This is a genomic window from Kribbella sp. NPDC003557 (assembly GCF_040610805.1).
Lineage (GTDB): Bacteria > Actinomycetota > Actinomycetes > Propionibacteriales > Kribbellaceae > Kribbella.
Genome location: NZ_JBEXMY010000013.1, coordinates 99,544 through 113,840, shown reverse-complemented (window position 1 = coordinate 113,840; position 14,297 = coordinate 99,544). Strand labels below are relative to the sequence as shown.

General features: G+C 70.0%; 15 protein-coding genes. 3 read left to right on the top strand and 12 right to left on the bottom strand.

Translation table 11 applies throughout. The annotated features are described in order from the left end of the window. Positions 1–20: 20 nt before the first annotated feature. From atpE to ABZW60_RS38820, 6 genes are all read right to left on the bottom strand, one after another. Entirely contained in the window at positions 21–245 is a 225-nt protein-coding gene (atpE, locus tag ABZW60_RS38845; protein ID WP_130448646.1) for an ATP synthase F0 subunit C, read from the bottom strand. A gap of 85 nt (positions 246–330) precedes the next feature. Beyond that, positions 331–1,113 (bottom strand): F0F1 ATP synthase subunit A, encoded by a 783-nt coding sequence (gene atpB / locus ABZW60_RS38840; RefSeq protein ID WP_355485661.1) that lies wholly within the window; start codon positions 1,111–1,113, stop codon positions 331–333. An 82-nt stretch (positions 1,114–1,195) separates the two neighbouring features. Continuing rightward, positions 1,196–1,408 carry a hypothetical protein gene (locus ABZW60_RS38835; protein WP_355485660.1) on the bottom strand — a complete coding sequence of 71 codons (213 nt, stop codon included), beginning with the start codon at positions 1,406–1,408 and terminating at the stop codon, positions 1,196–1,198. Between the two features lie 90 nt (positions 1,409–1,498). Then, on the bottom strand, positions 1,499–1,963 hold the full coding sequence (locus ABZW60_RS38830) for a hypothetical protein (RefSeq protein WP_355485659.1): 465 nt from the start codon (positions 1,961–1,963) through the stop codon (positions 1,499–1,501). Positions 1,964–2,167: 204 nt separating this feature from the next. Continuing rightward, the gene (locus ABZW60_RS38825; RefSeq protein ID WP_355485658.1) at positions 2,168–3,286 is read right to left on the bottom strand and encodes an MraY family glycosyltransferase; all 1,119 of its coding nucleotides are present in this window, start codon (positions 3,284–3,286) and stop codon (positions 2,168–2,170) included. Beyond that, positions 3,286–4,263 carry an L-threonylcarbamoyladenylate synthase gene (locus ABZW60_RS38820; RefSeq protein ID WP_355485657.1) on the bottom strand — a complete coding sequence of 326 codons (978 nt, stop codon included), beginning with the start codon at positions 4,261–4,263 and terminating at the stop codon, positions 3,286–3,288. The genes ABZW60_RS38825 and ABZW60_RS38820 overlap by 1 nt, the downstream gene beginning before the upstream one ends. A 109-nt stretch (positions 4,264–4,372) precedes the next feature. Here ABZW60_RS38820 and ABZW60_RS38815 point away from each other — a divergent pair, with 109 nt between their 5' ends. Genes ABZW60_RS38815 through ABZW60_RS38805 form a run of 3 tightly spaced genes read left to right on the top strand, consistent with a single transcriptional unit; the run spans position 4,373 to position 7,253 of the window. Beyond that, positions 4,373–5,401 (top strand): adenosine deaminase, encoded by a 1,029-nt coding sequence (locus ABZW60_RS38815; RefSeq protein ID WP_355485656.1) that lies wholly within the window; start codon positions 4,373–4,375, stop codon positions 5,399–5,401. A 38-nt stretch (positions 5,402–5,439) separates the two neighbouring features. Continuing rightward, complete coding sequence (locus tag ABZW60_RS38810; protein ID WP_355485655.1) at positions 5,440–6,369, top strand: hypothetical protein; 930 nt, start codon at positions 5,440–5,442, stop codon at positions 6,367–6,369. Continuing rightward, positions 6,366–7,253 carry an endonuclease/exonuclease/phosphatase family protein gene (locus tag ABZW60_RS38805; RefSeq protein ID WP_355485654.1) on the top strand — a complete coding sequence of 296 codons (888 nt, stop codon included), beginning with the start codon at positions 6,366–6,368 and terminating at the stop codon, positions 7,251–7,253. The genes ABZW60_RS38810 and ABZW60_RS38805 overlap by 4 nt, the downstream gene beginning before the upstream one ends. A gap of 97 nt (positions 7,254–7,350) precedes the next feature. Here the strand turns inward: ABZW60_RS38805 and prmC are convergent, their stop codons facing one another. The 6 genes from prmC to thrC all read right to left on the bottom strand — a co-directional run bounded on the left by prmC (position 7,351) and on the right by thrC (position 14,293). Next, the gene (prmC, locus tag ABZW60_RS38800; RefSeq protein WP_355485653.1) at positions 7,351–8,178 is read right to left on the bottom strand and encodes a peptide chain release factor N(5)-glutamine methyltransferase; all 828 of its coding nucleotides are present in this window, start codon (positions 8,176–8,178) and stop codon (positions 7,351–7,353) included. Continuing rightward, positions 8,175–9,251, bottom strand: a complete 1,077-nt coding sequence (gene prfA, locus ABZW60_RS38795; protein ID WP_355485652.1) for a peptide chain release factor 1 — start codon at positions 9,249–9,251, stop codon at positions 8,175–8,177. The genes prmC and prfA overlap by 4 nt, the downstream gene beginning before the upstream one ends. 87 nt (positions 9,252–9,338) lie before the next feature. After that, positions 9,339–9,545 carry a 50S ribosomal protein L31 gene (gene rpmE, locus ABZW60_RS38790; protein ID WP_355485651.1) on the bottom strand — a complete coding sequence of 69 codons (207 nt, stop codon included), beginning with the start codon at positions 9,543–9,545 and terminating at the stop codon, positions 9,339–9,341. A gap of 211 nt (positions 9,546–9,756) precedes the next feature. Continuing rightward, positions 9,757–11,937, bottom strand: a complete 2,181-nt coding sequence (rho, locus tag ABZW60_RS38785; RefSeq protein ID WP_355485650.1) for a transcription termination factor Rho — start codon at positions 11,935–11,937, stop codon at positions 9,757–9,759. A gap of 327 nt (positions 11,938–12,264) precedes the next feature. Beyond that, complete coding sequence (gene thrB / locus ABZW60_RS38780; RefSeq protein WP_355485649.1) at positions 12,265–13,212, bottom strand: homoserine kinase; 948 nt, start codon at positions 13,210–13,212, stop codon at positions 12,265–12,267. Between the two features lie 16 nt (positions 13,213–13,228). Continuing rightward, the gene (gene thrC / locus ABZW60_RS38775) at positions 13,229–14,293 is read right to left on the bottom strand and encodes a threonine synthase (protein ID WP_355485647.1); all 1,065 of its coding nucleotides are present in this window, start codon (positions 14,291–14,293) and stop codon (positions 13,229–13,231) included. Positions 14,294–14,297: the final 4 nt, after the last annotated feature.

Below are 14,297 nucleotides of genomic sequence, written 5' to 3'. Positions count from 1 at the left end.
AGTCAGTCCGGAAAGGGTGGTCAGCTGGCCTTGAAGACGAAGGCGAGCGCGATACCGATGATCGCCAGAACCTCGGTCACGCCGAAGCCGATCCACGCGATCGACTGCAGCTTGCTCTGGGCCTCCGGCTGACGCGCGGTGCCGTTGATGACCGCAGCGAAGATCAGACCGACGCCCACGCCCGGGCCGATCGCGGCGAGGCCGTAGCCGAGGACTGCGATGTTGCCGGCAATCTCGAGAGCCATTTCAGGTGTTTCCTTTCGGTACGGATAGGGGCTATCCGGGTTTCCGTTACTACGGGTCTTGGGGGGTACTGCGGCTTCGTGGGGATCAGTGGTCGTCGGCGATGGCGCTGCCGATGTACTGCGCGGTCAGCACCACGAAGATGTAGGCCTGGATGCACTGGACGAACAACTCCAGCCCGGCGATCGCGAGGCCCATCAGGAACGTCAGGATGCCGACGCCGCCGAGGAAGATCTTCCCGGACTCGAACACCATGTACTCGCCGCCGAGCACGAACACCAGCAGCAGGATGTGGCCGGCGAACATGTTCGCGAACAGCCGCAGGCTCAGCGAGATCGGCCGGACCAGGATGTTGGAGATGAACTCGATCGGGATCATCAGCGGCATCAGCCAGGCCGGGACGCCGGCCGGCATCGTCTGGTGCTTGAAGTAGCCCCAGACGCCGTGCTTGCGGATACCGACCGCGTTGTAGATCACCCAGCTCATGATCGCGGCCACGTACGCCCAGCCGATGTGGCTGAAGGTCGGGAACTGGACCAGCGGGACGGTCGCCGCCACGTTGTTCAGCAGGATGAAGTAGAAGAGGCCGCACAGGTACGGCACGAACTTCATGTACTCCTGGCTGCCGATCGCGTCGCGCGCGATCGAGTTGCGCACGAAGTTGTACCCGAGCTCGCCGGCGAACTGCAGCTTGGTCGGGACGATCGCGGCCTTGCGGGACGCACCCCAGTAGAACCAGACGATGACGACGACCGTCAGCGCGCTGATCAGGACGGGCTTGGTGAACCAGTCCACGCCGTCGATGATCGGCGGGGTTTCGAAGCTCTGCGGACCGGGTGCGATGAACTCGGTCGGAACGCCGGCGGTCACCGGGTCTCCTCTCGCGTCGTGCTCAAGTCGGACGCCTTGTAGCAAAGGGCAGGGCGGCTCAGGGCATGGCGGTCGGTGAGGATCAGGACCGCGACCCGTACCGGAAGTGCAACATCAAGATGGTGAGCCCGGCACCGAGCACGATGCCCACCGGAAGCAGGAACTGGGTGCCGAAGAGGCGATCCAACCCGAACCCGATGCCCCCGTAGACGAGGACACCGCCGATCAAGTAGGACAGGACCCGCCAGCCGTCGCCCCCTCCGGGTGATGGCTTCGGATCCTGATGCTCGCTCATTGGCACCCGAAACGTACCAGTCGGCGACAGTTGCGGTCACATCGGGGCCCGTAACTTCCACCACAGCTCGGGCGTTGTCACCCACGGTGCTCATGCCGTCACCTCCTTGTCGAGGTCGTAGATCGGCACCCGCAGCCGGGACCAGGCCCAGATCTCGCCGGCCATCCAGCCCATCACGACGACCATGGCGACCAGGCCGAGGACGGTCAGGTTCACGTGCTTGTCCAGGCTGTCCGAGCTCAGCGCGATCGCGAGCAGGCCACCGAAGACCGCGATCCGCCCGGTGTACGACGCCATCGCGACGGCGAGCTGCATCGTCGGGGAGGTCTTGCGGGACAGGTGCAGCGCGAGCAGACCGACGCCGGAGAAGACGATCACGATCAGCAGACCCAGCAACGCGCCCCAGAGGCCACGCAGACCGGCGGCGACGGTGGACACCGCGGCAGCGTTCACACCGACGACCAGGGCGGCGACGAGAGCGCCACGCAACATTGCCAGCGCCGGGTGCTTGGTCGCTTGTCCGGCGGGCTTCGGGCTGTGAGCCGTGGGAGCCATCTGGTGGTTCCGTCCTGCAGGCGGGCTGGTCTCGCGGCCAACTCGTCGGGTGGGCGGGGTCAGGGGTGTCGCTGTTCTTTGCTGGTGCTTGTGAAAACTAGCACAAAGTCTGCACGGTCAGCAAAACGAGACCTCTTCCGCTGTACACGGACCACCCTATCGGTAGCCCACGCGACCGAGTGGTCTGGTCCCTCCCAGCGGGGATCAGACCTTGGCGAGCGGTTTCCGGGATCGCCTCGGCAGACCGGTCGTGAGCAGCACCGCGGTGATCGCGACGGCCAGCACGACGAGCACGGTCCACCAGGTCAGGACCAGGCCGAGGACCACCACGCCGTACGCGATCAGGGCGGTCCAGAGGTACATCAGCAGGACGGCCCGGCGGTGCGAGTGGCCGCGCTGCATCAGCCGGTGGTGCAGGTGCTGCTTGTCGGCGGCGAACGGCGAACGGCCGGCCTTGGTCCGGCGGACGTAGGCCATCGTCAGGTCCAGCGCGGGGATCGCCAGGATCGCGATCGGCAGCACCAGCGGGAGCAGCGCCGGCAGCAGGCTCGAGCCGCCGACCTCGTACGGCACCGCGTTCGGGTCCATCTGGCCGGTCAGGCTGATCGTCGACGCGGCCAGCATCAGACCGATCAGCAGGGCGCCGGAGTCGCCCATGAAAACCCTTGCGGGGAAGAAGTTGTGCGGCAGGAAGCCGAGGCAGGCGCCGGCCAGCGCGACCGTGATGAGCGTCGAGGTGGTGGCGCGGTCGAGGTTCTCGTGCACGTTCAGCAGGTACGAGTACGTGAAGAACGCGGTCGCCCCGATCGCGGTGACGCCGGCCGCGAGGCCGTCCAGGCCGTCGACGAAGTTCACCGCGTTGCAGGACACCAGCAGGATGCCGGCGGTCAGCACGGCGAGCTGGGCGGGCGACGGCGAGATCACGCCGCCGGGCAACGGCAGCCAGTACAACTGGATGCCTTGGACAACGAGTACGCCGACCGCGAGCACCTCGCCGGCCAGCTTGGTGATCGCGTCCAGCTCGTACAGGTCGTCGACCACACCGACCGCGCAGATCACCACGCCGCCGACCAGGATCGCGCGGGCGTCGTGCGCGACCTGCAGGCTGTTGCCGAGGAACGGCAGGCTGGAGGCGACCGCGAAGCCGGCGATCAGGCCGCCGAGGATGGACAGGCCGCCGAAGTACGGGATCGGGACCTTGTGTACGTCACGGGCCCGGACCTTGGCGACCGCGCCGTACCGCAACGCGATCTGCCGGGCGACGCCGGTCAGCAGGAAGGTCGTGGCCATCGCCACGAACAGGACCAGCAGGTACTCGCGCACTAGTCCGCAGGCCTCACGTCGGGATCGGTCGTCTTCGCCTCATCCTGCTTGGACGCCACAACCGCCCCGTCAGTTGGCTCCCCACCAACCACCTCACCCGGCTTCTCGTCTACAGGCTCGTCCACAGCCGGCTTCTCGTCTACAGGCTCGTCCACAGCCGGCTTCTCGTCCACCGGCTTGTCCTCGGCCGGCTTGTCCTCGGCCGGCTTGTCCTCGGCCGGCTTGTCCTCGGCCGGCTTGTCCTCGGCCGGCTTGTCCTCGGCCGGCTTGTCCTCGGTCAGCTCGTCTTCCGGTTTGGCCTCGGACGTGTCGGGGGTCGGATCGGCGGATTCGCCGGTTTCGGTGAGGACCTCGGGGACGATCGCGCGGAGCTGGTCGAGGGAGACGGCGCCGATGCGGACCACGCGCGGGGTGTCGGTGGTGAGGTCGACGATCGTCGACGGCTCCCCCGCGGTCGCCTCGCCGCCGTCGAGGTACACCGCGACCGCGTCGCCCAGCTGCTCCTCGGCGTCGTACACGTCCAGCGCCGCCGGCTGCCCGGACCTGTTGGCGGCGCTGACCGCGAGCGGCCCCGTCCGCGACAGCAGCTCGCGGGTGTTCTCGTGGTCCGGCACGCGCAGCGCGACCGTGCCCTGGGTGTCCCCCAGGTCCCACAGCAACGACGTCTGCGCGTGGCAGATCACCGTCAGCGGCCCCGGCCAGAACTCCTCGCAGAGCTTGCGGCCGTTGTCCGGTACGTCGGTGGCGAGCGCGTCCAGCGACTCGACGACCGAGATCAGCACCGGCGGCGGCACGTCACGGCCGCGCCCCTTGGCATCCAGCAGCCGTTGCACGGCGTCGGCCTTGAAGGCGTCGGCGGCGAGGCCGTACACAGTGTCGGTCGGCATGACGACCAGGTCGCCGGCCTCGATGGCGTCCACCGCAGCGCGGTAGGCCGGTGCCAGTTCGTCCCCGGTGAAGTCGAAGCGCTCACTCACGGAGTGAATCGTGCCACTCGCGCGGGCTCCGACTCCAACCGGGCTCTTCCTTACATTCGATTGTCAGCTTTCGCGCCGGGAACCCCGGCGACTCCTTAGGATCCCCGGCATGACTGTGTCGCACGAGTTCCTCGCCGGGTTGCCGAAGGCCGAGCTGCATGTCCACCACGTCGGGTCCGCGTCGCCGCGGATCGTCGCCGAGCTCGCCGCCCGGCACCCCGGGTCGCCGGTGCCGGCCGACCCGGCGCTGCTGACGGAGTACTTCAAGTTCAGCGACTTCGCCCACTTCATCGACATCTACCTGTCCGTCGTCGAGCTGATCAAGACGCCCGAGGACGTCCGGCTGCTCACCTACGAGATCGCCCGCGAGATGGCCGGGCAGCAGAACCTGCGGTACGCCGAGCTGACCGTCACGCCGTACACGTCGGTGATCCGCGGGATCGCCGCCGAGGCGTTCTGCGAGGCGATCGAGGACGCCCGGGTCGCCGCCGAGAAGGACTTCGGCCTGGTGCTGCGGTGGATCTTCGACATCTCCGGCGAGGACGGCCTGCCGGGCGCCGACGAGACGCTGCGGATCGCGACCAAGATCCGGCCCGAGGGTCTGGTCGGGTTCGGGCTCGGCGGGCCGGAGATCGGCGTCCCGCGGCCGCAGTTCCAGCCGCACTTCGAGGCGGCGGTCGCGGCCGGGCTGCACAGCGTCCCGCACGCCGGCGAGACGACCGGCCCGCAGACCATCTGGGACGCGCTCCGGGTCCTGAAGGCCGAGCGGATCGGCCACGGCACGTCGACGATGCAGGACCCGGCCCTGGTCGAGTACCTCGGCGAGCACCGGATCCCGCTCGAGGTCAGCCCGACGTCGAACATCGCGACCCGCGCGGTCGCGTCGTACGACGTGCACCCGCTGCGCGCCATGGTCGACGCCGGCCTGGTGGTCACGATCAACTCCGACGACCCGCCGATGTTCGGCACCGATCTCACCAACGAGTACGCGGTCGCGGCCCGGCTGCTCGACCTGGACGAGGCCGGTGTGGGTGAGCTGGCGAAGACCGCGGTCCGGGTGTCGTTCGCCGAGGACTCGGTGAAGTCGGCCCTGCTGACCGAGATCGACACCTACCTGGCGGACAACGCGCAGCAGTAGCCGACAAGCGTCGTGGGGGGGTGTGGTTGGCTGGTGCGGTGCGGAAAGTCTGTGGGGCACTGGCCGTCCTCATGCTGGGTTTGGCGGCCTGCAGTGACGAGCCGGCACCGGCCGGTCCGCCACCGGCTGCCGCCAGGTCCAGCGCGACGCCCAGCCCCACTCCCCCGCCCGCACCCGGCGGTCTGCCGCGCGGCGGGCGGGTGATCTTCCCCAAGCACCAGCTCGTCGGGTACGTCGGCCTGCCGGGCTCTCCGGCGCTCGGACCGCTGGACAAGGACCTGGACGCGAAAGCGGCCAAGCTGGACAAGCTGTCGCGCGCCTACGCGGCCGGGCGGACCCCGCTGCCGGTGATGGAGCTGATCGCGGTCGTCGCCAAGGGCTCGCGAGGCAAGGACGGCATGTACCGCGGGCGGCTCGACGACGCGAAGATCGAGGAGTACCTGACCGTCGCGCGCAAGCACAAGATGCTGTTGCTGCTGGACCTCCAGCCCGGGCGGGCGAAGATCCTGCCCGAGGTGAAGCGGCTCGAGCGCTGGCTCAAGGAACCGGACGTCGGGCTGGCCTTCGACCCCGAGTGGGCGGTCGGTCCGACCCAGGTGCCGGGCCGGGTCTTCGGTCACACCACGGGCGCCGAGCTCGACAGCATCGCGGCGTACCTCTCGGGGCTGGTGCGGGCGAACGACCTGCCGGAGAAGGTGTTCGTGTTCCACCAACTGTCGACGCGGATCGTCAGCGACGAGAAGGCGCTGAAGCCGCATCCCGGGGTGGTGACGATCAAGTCGGTCGACGGCATCGGCGCCCGGACCGACAAACTCAAGACCTGGGCGAAGCTGACCACCAGCCTCCCGCCGGCGGTGCATGCCGGCTTCAAGCTCTTCTACACCGAGGACACCCGGCACGGTCCGCTGATGACGCCCGCGCAGGTGATGGCGCTGAAACCTCGTCCGGAGCTGGTGATCTACGAATGATCTCGGTCGCGTTCGCCAACATCGCGGGCGGCCGGCTGGTCGGCCCCGACGGGTACGACGACGCCGACCGGACGGCGGACTTCGGGCACGCGCTCGCCGGGCTGCGGCCGGACGTGCTGATCGTGACCGAGCTCGACCCGGACGGCGACCAGCTCGAGCGACTGGCCGCCGCGGCGATGCCGGGCCGGACGGCGTACTACGCGCGGCACGGATTCTCGGACTCGCACATCCCCGGCGTGCAGCGGCTCGGCGTGGGGATCGCGTCGGCGTACCCGTTGACCGAGCTGGAGCGGATCGACCTGCCGGACCCGTCGATCGACTTCCTGCATTGGCGGACCGGTGAACCGATGGACCCGCATCCGAAGGGTTTCCTGGTCGCGCGCGGGGATTTCGGGGCGCTCGGCGAGGTCGATCTCGTGGGTGGTCAGGTGTGCCCGATCCACATGTTCCGGAGCGCTGCGGGGGTCGAGTACACCTACGAGGAGGGCGCGGGGCGGGAGTTCGGCGCCGAGCTGACGGCGTACCTGCGGGACGAGCTCGCGGCGCGCGGCGGGCGGCGGGCGGTGGTCGCGGGTGATCTGAACATGCCGAACCCCCGGGACGTCTTCGGCGAGCCGCTCGGCCTGGTCGACGCGTTCGGCGACCCACCACCGGTCACCACCCCGGACGGGCGCTCGATCGACCGCCTGTTCTCCACCCCGGACCTGGTCGCCCACGAAGTCGAGGTGGTCCACGTACCCGGCGCAGATCACTTCCCGGTCGTCTGCCGCCTCGCCCGCCGCACTCCCCAGCCGCCGCTTATCGGCCGCATCCGCGAGCAGGACCTCGCGCGCCCGCCGGTCCGCCCGGCGCCGAGCGGGACCCGCCGCGGCCTGACGCGGTGATCTCGACAGTACGTATACGCCCACTGGGCGCTCCTGGCGGCTCGCTCAGGCGGGCGGGGTGCCGATGGTGGCCGGCACCTCCTGTCGAGCTGCAGATTCAGATCCGGCGGCCGGTGGCGAAGCGGTGGCGGCCGGCGAGGTCCAGTTGGTCGCGGACCTCGGTGAACTGTCCGGTGGCGGCGAAGACGGCGGGGGCGGACTCGCCCTGGACGTCCGCGTGTTCGCAGGCGAACCAGCCGCCCGGCTTCAGCAGCCGTGCCGCCGTCGCGGCGACCACCTTGATCTCGTCGAGGCCGTCGTCACCGGACCACAAGGCGAGCGCCGGGTCGTGGTCCCGGACCTCGGCCGTCACCGATTCCCAGGCGGTCAACGGGATGTACGGCGGGTTGGAGATCACCGCGTCCACCTGACCGTCGAGCTCCGGCAGACAGCCGTCGATGTCGCCCTCGTGCAGCACCGCGCCGGTGCCTTCGAGGTTGCGCCGCGCCCAGCCGGCCGCCTCGGGCGACAGCTCGACCGCGTGCACCGTGCTGTCGGGGCGCTCCGTCGCGACTGCCCCGGCGATCGCGCCGGATCCGCTGCACAGGTCCACGACCAGCGGATCCTTCAGGCCGGCGATCCGCTCGAGAATCCAGCCGACCATCACCTCGGTCTCCGGCCGCGGCACGAACACGCCGGGCCCCACCGCAAGCTCCCGGTACCGGAACGCCGCCGTCCCCGTCAGGTGCTGCAACGGCTCCCGCGCCGCCCGCCGAGCGATCAACTCGTCGTAACGAACCCGCTGGTCAGCCGTCGGCTCGCTCAGATGCAGCCGACTGGATCCGGTCACAAAGGCGAGCAACTCCGCCGCATCGAACTCAGGCGAAGCAACCCCCGCCTCCCGCAGCCGCTCAGCTGCCTCCGAGACGAGTGATTTGGTGCTCACTGGGACTCGACGGCCTCTAGGCGGCTGGCCAGGTCGGCGTCGGTGAGGGCCTTGATGACCGGCTCCAGTTCGCCGCCGAGGACCTGGTCGAGGTTGTGGGCCTTGTAGCCGACGCGGTGGTCGGAGAAGCGGTTCTCCGGGAAGTTGTACGTGCGGACGCGCTCCGACCGGTCGACGGTGCGGATCTGCGACCGCCGGGCGTCGCTCGCCTCCTGGTCGGCCGCCTCCTGCGCCGCGGCCAGCAACCGGGCCCGCAGCACGCGCATCGCCTGCTCGCGGTTCTGCAGCTGGGACTTCTCGTTCTGCATCGAGACCACGATGCCGGTCGGCAGGTGGGTGATCCGGACCGCGGAGTCGGTCGTGTTCACGCTCTGCCCGCCCGGCCCGGACGACCGGAACACGTCGATCCGCAGGTCGTTCGGGTCGATCTCGACGTCGACGTCCTCGGCCTCGGGCAGCACCAGCACGCCGGCCGCGGACGTGTGGATCCGGCCCTGCGACTCGGTCACCGGCACCCGCTGGACCCGGTGCACGCCGCCCTCGAACTTCAGCTTCGCGTACGGCGCGTCGCCCGGCTCCGGCGTGCCTTTCGCCTTCACCGCGACGGTGATCGACTTGTACCCGCCGAGGTCGGACTCGGCCGAGTCCAGCACCTCGGTCTTCCAGTTCTGCGACTCGGCGTACTTCAGGTACATCTTCAGCAGGTCGCCGGCGAACAGCGCGGACTCGTCGCCGCCCTCACCCGCCTTGATCTCGAGGATCGCGTCCTTGTCGTCGTTGGGGTCCCGCGGGACGAGCAGCGTCTGCAGCCGCTCGGCGAGCTCCTCGCGGCGCGCGGAGAGCCGGGTCGCCTCCTCGGCGAACGCCGGGTCCTCGGCGGCGAGCTCCTGCGCGGCCTCGATGTCGTCACCGGTCTGCAGCCACTCGTCGTACGTCCGGACCACCGGCGCCAGAGCCGCGTACCGCTTGCCGACCCGGCGGGCGTTGGCCTGGTCGGAGTGCAACTCCGGCTCCGCCATCTGCCGCTCCAGCTCGGCGTACTCCGCCTTCAGCGTCTGCACTGCCTCGAACATGCCGCATTCCTCCCTTCCCGACGGACAAACACAAACCGCGCGCCGGTCCCGCCCGGGAACGGGCAGAACCGGCGCGCGGCGTGGAAGCTACTTCTTGGCGTACCGCTTCTCGAAGCGGGCCACCCGGCCACCGGTGTCGAGAATCTTCTGCTTGCCGGTGTAGAAGGGGTGGCACTGCGAGCAGACGTCGGCGTGGATGACGCCGTTCTCCGCGGTCGAGCGCGTCTGGAACGTGGCGCCACAGGTGCAGGTCACCGTGGTTTCCACGTACGTCGGGTGGATGTCGCTCTTCAAGACAGTCTCCTAGGTTTCAGGTGCCCCGGGTCGTTCGCACGGTACGAACGTGAACCGGAACCAGCGATCTAGTCTGCCACGCCGGGCCGTTCCGCCGGAAATCCGGGTCAGGGCCGCCGCCCCACACGACGGGTTATCCCCTCGAGCCGGGGGTTCTTCGCTGGTATGCGATGGAAGAACCCCCAACTCAAGGGGATATCGGTCCGCGGGGTCAGTCGCCGTTGGTGGTGTTGTGCGAGCTGCCGGTCGACGGGGTGGTCTTGTTGACCTGGAGCAGGAACTCGATGTTCGACTTGCTCTCCTTGAGCTTGCCGATCAGCAGCTCCAGGGCGGCCTGCCCGTCGAGGGCGGACAGCACCCGGCGGAGCTTCCAGACCACCTGGGTCTCTTCCTTGGACATCAGCAGCTCCTCGCGGCGGGTGCCGGAGGCGACCACGTCGATGGCCGGGAAGATCCGCCGGTCGGCGAACTCGCGGCGCAGCCGCAGCTCCATGTTGCCGGTGCCCTTGAACTCCTCGAAGATCACCTCGTCCATCTTCGAACCGGTCTCGATCAGCGCCGTCGCGAGGATGGTCAGCGAGCCGCCGTCCTCGATGTTGCGGGCGGCGCCGAAGAACCGCTTCGGCGGGTACAGCGCGGACGAGTCGACACCGCCGGACAGGATCCGGCCGCTGGCCGGCGCCGCGATGTTGTACGCCCGGCCGAGCCGGGTGATGGAGTCGAGCAGGACGACGACGTCGTGGCCGAGCTCGACCAGCCGCTTGGCCCGCTCGATCGCCAGCTCCGCGACCGTGGTGTGGTCGTCGGCCGGCCGGTCGAACGTCGAGGCGATGACCTCGCCCTTGACCGTGCGCTGCATGTCGGTGACCTCTTCGGGCCGCTCGTCCACCAGCACGACCATCAGGTGCACTTCGGGGTTGTTCGTGGTGATCGCGTTCGCGAGCGCCTGCAGCACCATCGTCTTACCGGCCTTCGGCGGCGAGACGATCAGGCCGCGCTGGCCCTTGCCGATCGGGCTGACGATGTCCACGATCCGGGTCGTCAGGATGCCCGGCTCGGTCTCCAGCCGGAGCCGCTCGGTCGCGTACAGCGGGGTGAGCTTGTTGAAGTCCTGCCGCTGCTTGGCGATCTCCGGGTCCGCACCGTTCACGGTGTCGATCCGGACCAGCGGGTTGAACTTCTCCTTGCGCTCGCCCTCCTGCGGCTGCTTCACCGCACCGGTGATCGCGTCGCCCTTGCGCAGGCCGTAGCGCTTCACCATCGACAGCGCGACGTACACGTCGTTCGGCCCGGGCAGGTAGCCGCTGGTCCGGACGAACGCGTAGTTGTCGAGGACGTCGAGGATGCCGGCCGCGGGGACGAGGATGTCGTCCTCGGTGATCGTCGGCTCGGCGTCGTACCGCTCGCCGCGGCCGCGGTTACGGCTGCTGTCGCGTCCGCTGTCCCGGCCGCTGTCGCGGGTGCCGGTGCTCTGGCCGTCGCGGTTGCGGTCCCGGTCGCGGCCCCGGCGGCGCCGGCGACGGCCCTCGCCGTCCTCGCCGCGGTCGCTCTGGTCCTGACGGTCCTGCCTGTCCTGACGGTCCTGGCGGTTCCGCTGGTTGTCACCGCGGTTGTCGCGGTTGCCGTCCCGGTTGTCCCGGGCCTGGTTGCCGTCGCGGCCGTCACGGCCCTGATCGCGGCCCTGCTCACGGCTCTGATCGCGGCCCTGTTCGCGGTTGCCGTCGCGGTTGCGGTCACGGTTCTGGTTGCCGTCGCGGCCGTCCCGGGCGTTGTCCCGGTTCTGCTCGCGGTTGCCGTCGCGGTTCCGGTCGCGGTTGCGGCCCTGGTTGTCGCCACGGTCGTCGGCGCGGTCGTCGCCGCGCTCCTCGGCGCGCTCACCGCCGCGGGTCTCGACCCGCTCGGCCGCGCCGGTCGCGGCAGCCTGCTCCGGCTGCGCGGTCTTCGCCGCGGGCGCTTCGACGGCGGCCTCGAAGACGGCGCCGTCCTGCCGCGGGTCCTTCTGGGTGTCCTGCTCGGCGTCCTTCTGGGCGGCGGCGCGGGTCCGGCGGCTGCCGCCCTCGCGCTTCGCCGGCGCCTCGGCGGTCTTCGCCGCGGGCGCGTCGGCGGCCTCGTCGAGCGTCGGCTGCGTCGCCTTCGGCTGCGCCTTCGCCCGGGTGCCGCTCGTGGCGCCGCCCGCGGAAGCACCGGCGGATCCGCCGGCCTGGGCGGCCTTGATCGCCTCGATCAGCTGGCCCTTGCGCAGTGCGCCGGTGCCCTTGATGCCGAGCGTCCCGGCGAGCTGCTTGAGCTCGGGGAGCAGCATGCCCTCGAGGCCGCCGCCAGCTTTCCGGCGACGCGTCGCGGTGGTCGCCGCGGCGTCAGCTCCGCTGGAGGCTTCAACAGTTTCTGTCACGTGAGGTCCTTCCCACACGGATCGTCGAGGGCCTGCACGGCACATCGACCAATTTCATTCCACCCACGACCGCACAACGGGCACGTGGGGTACAAGAGTGTCTCGCTCGATCTGAGTCCCCCCGGACTTCTCCGACGCAGGCGGCGCAAGGTCACATCCACAGGAGGGTCGCCACACAACACAGGGTGCCGGGAGCACAGCCCGGATCGTGACGAGAGCACACCGATCACCTGGAGGGGATCGGGTGAGTCGAGACTAGCACCACTACAGGTCCTTCTGCCGACTCCAGGGGTTCCAACGCGTGTCAGCAGTCCCGCATTCCCGGCGTCAGCCCGCCTCCATCGACCAGACCTGTACGCCGACTGGATCGATCTCCAGCTCGTACTTCGCCCAGCCGTCCGGGGGCTCCGGCGTACTGCGGAAAAAGTGGCTCTGACCTGCGCTGTCACCGTCCTGACCGCCGAGTACGGCGACGGTCGGGCCGGCTCCGCTGACGATCGCGGCGAGCCCGCTGCCGCGCAGTTTGTGCACCAGCGCGAGGCTCTCCGGCATCGCCGGTTCGCGGTACTCCTGGTGCAGCCGGTCCTCGGTCGCGGTCAGCAGCAACTCCGGCCGGCCGGTCACGGCCGCGACGAGCAGAGCGGCCTTACCGGCGTTGGCGGCCGCGTCGGTGTGGGAAACAACGCCCGGCAGCAGCCCGCGCGCCTCCTTGGTCAGCACGCGATTGTCAGGTACGTAAGCGATCGCGGCCAATCCGTCCGCCGGGTCGAGACGGACCGCGCGGCCCGTTCCGCCTTCTGTCCAAGCGATCGTGAACCCGCCGAGGGCCGCGGCCGCGACGTTGTCCGGGTGGCCTTCGATCTCGTTCGCGAGGACGACGAGGCGGTCGCGGTCGAGGGGTTCGCCGGCCAGCGCGAACGCGGCCGCGAGCCCGCCGACGATCGCCGCCGACGACGACCCCAGGCCGCGCCCGTGCGGGATCCGGTTCTCGCACCGCAGCGTGAATCCGGGCACCGGAGCGCCGAGGGCCTCGAGCCCGGCCCGGATCGACCGCACCACGAGATGGGTCTCGTCGAGCGGCACTTCGCCCTCGCCGCAACCGGTCACCTGCACGGTCACGCCGGATCCGCACGGCGTGACGACCAGGTCGTCGTACAGCGTCAGCGCCAGCCCGAAGGCGTCGAAGCCGGGACCGAGGTTCGCGCTCGTCGCGGGGACCCGGACCCGCACCTGGTCACACGGCCGACGGTTGCCGCCCTCCTGCTCGCCGCCCATCCCGGCACCACCCATCTCAGGCGAGACCGGCGATGCGGGCGACGGCGTCGGTGTCGGCCTGAGTCACCGGCGGCTCCTCGAACGCGACGTGGCCGAGGGCCGTGTCGATGTCCTTCAGGCCGTGGCCGGTGACCGTGATCACCACGGTCGAGCCGCCCGGCAGCCAGCCCTGCGCCTTGGCGTGCAGCAGGCCGGCGACCCCGGCCGCGGACGCGGGCTCGACGAACACACCCTCGCGGGCGGCCAGCTCACGCTGCGCGGTCAGGATCTGCTCGTCGGTGACCAGCTCGATCCGCCCGCCGGACTCGTCCCGCGCGGCCTCGGCCAGCGTCCAGGACGCCGGGTTGCCGACCCGGATCGCGGTCGCGGCGGTCTCGGGCTTCTCGACGATCGCGCCGCGCACGATCGGCGCCGCGCCCTCGGCCTGGAAGCCCCACATCCGCGGCGTCCGGGTGGCGAGCTTGTCCTTGGCGTACTCCTGGTACCCCTTCCAGTAGGCCGCGATGTTGCCCGCGTTGCCGACCGGGAGCAGGTGCAGGTCCGGCGCGTCGCCGAGCGCGTCGCAGACCTCGAAGGACGCGGTCTTCTGCCCTTCCAGGCGGACCGGGTTCACCGAGTTCACCAGCGCGACCGGGTAGTTCTTCCCGAGCTCGCGGACGATCCGCAGGCAGTCGTCGAACCCGCCGTCGATCTGCACCAGCTTCGCGCCGTGCACAACCGCCTGGGCCAGCTTGCCCTTCGCGATCCGGCCGGCCGGGATCACCACCAGCGGCAGCATCCCGGCGCGGACGGCGTACGCCGCGGCCGACGCCGAGGTGTTGCCGGTCGAGGCGCAGACGACCGCCTTGTCACCGGCCTGCGCGGCCAGCGAGATCGCCACCGTCATGCCACGGTCCTTGAACGAGCCGGTCGGGTTGTTGCCCTCGACCTTGAGCCAGACCTCGCACCCGGTCTGCTCGCTCAGCCACTGCGCGGCCACCAGCGGCGTCCCGCCCTCGCCGAGCGTGACCACCGGCGTGTCCGCCGAAACGGGAAGCCGGTCTCTGTACTCCTCGATCACGCCACGCCACTGGTGAACCATTCAA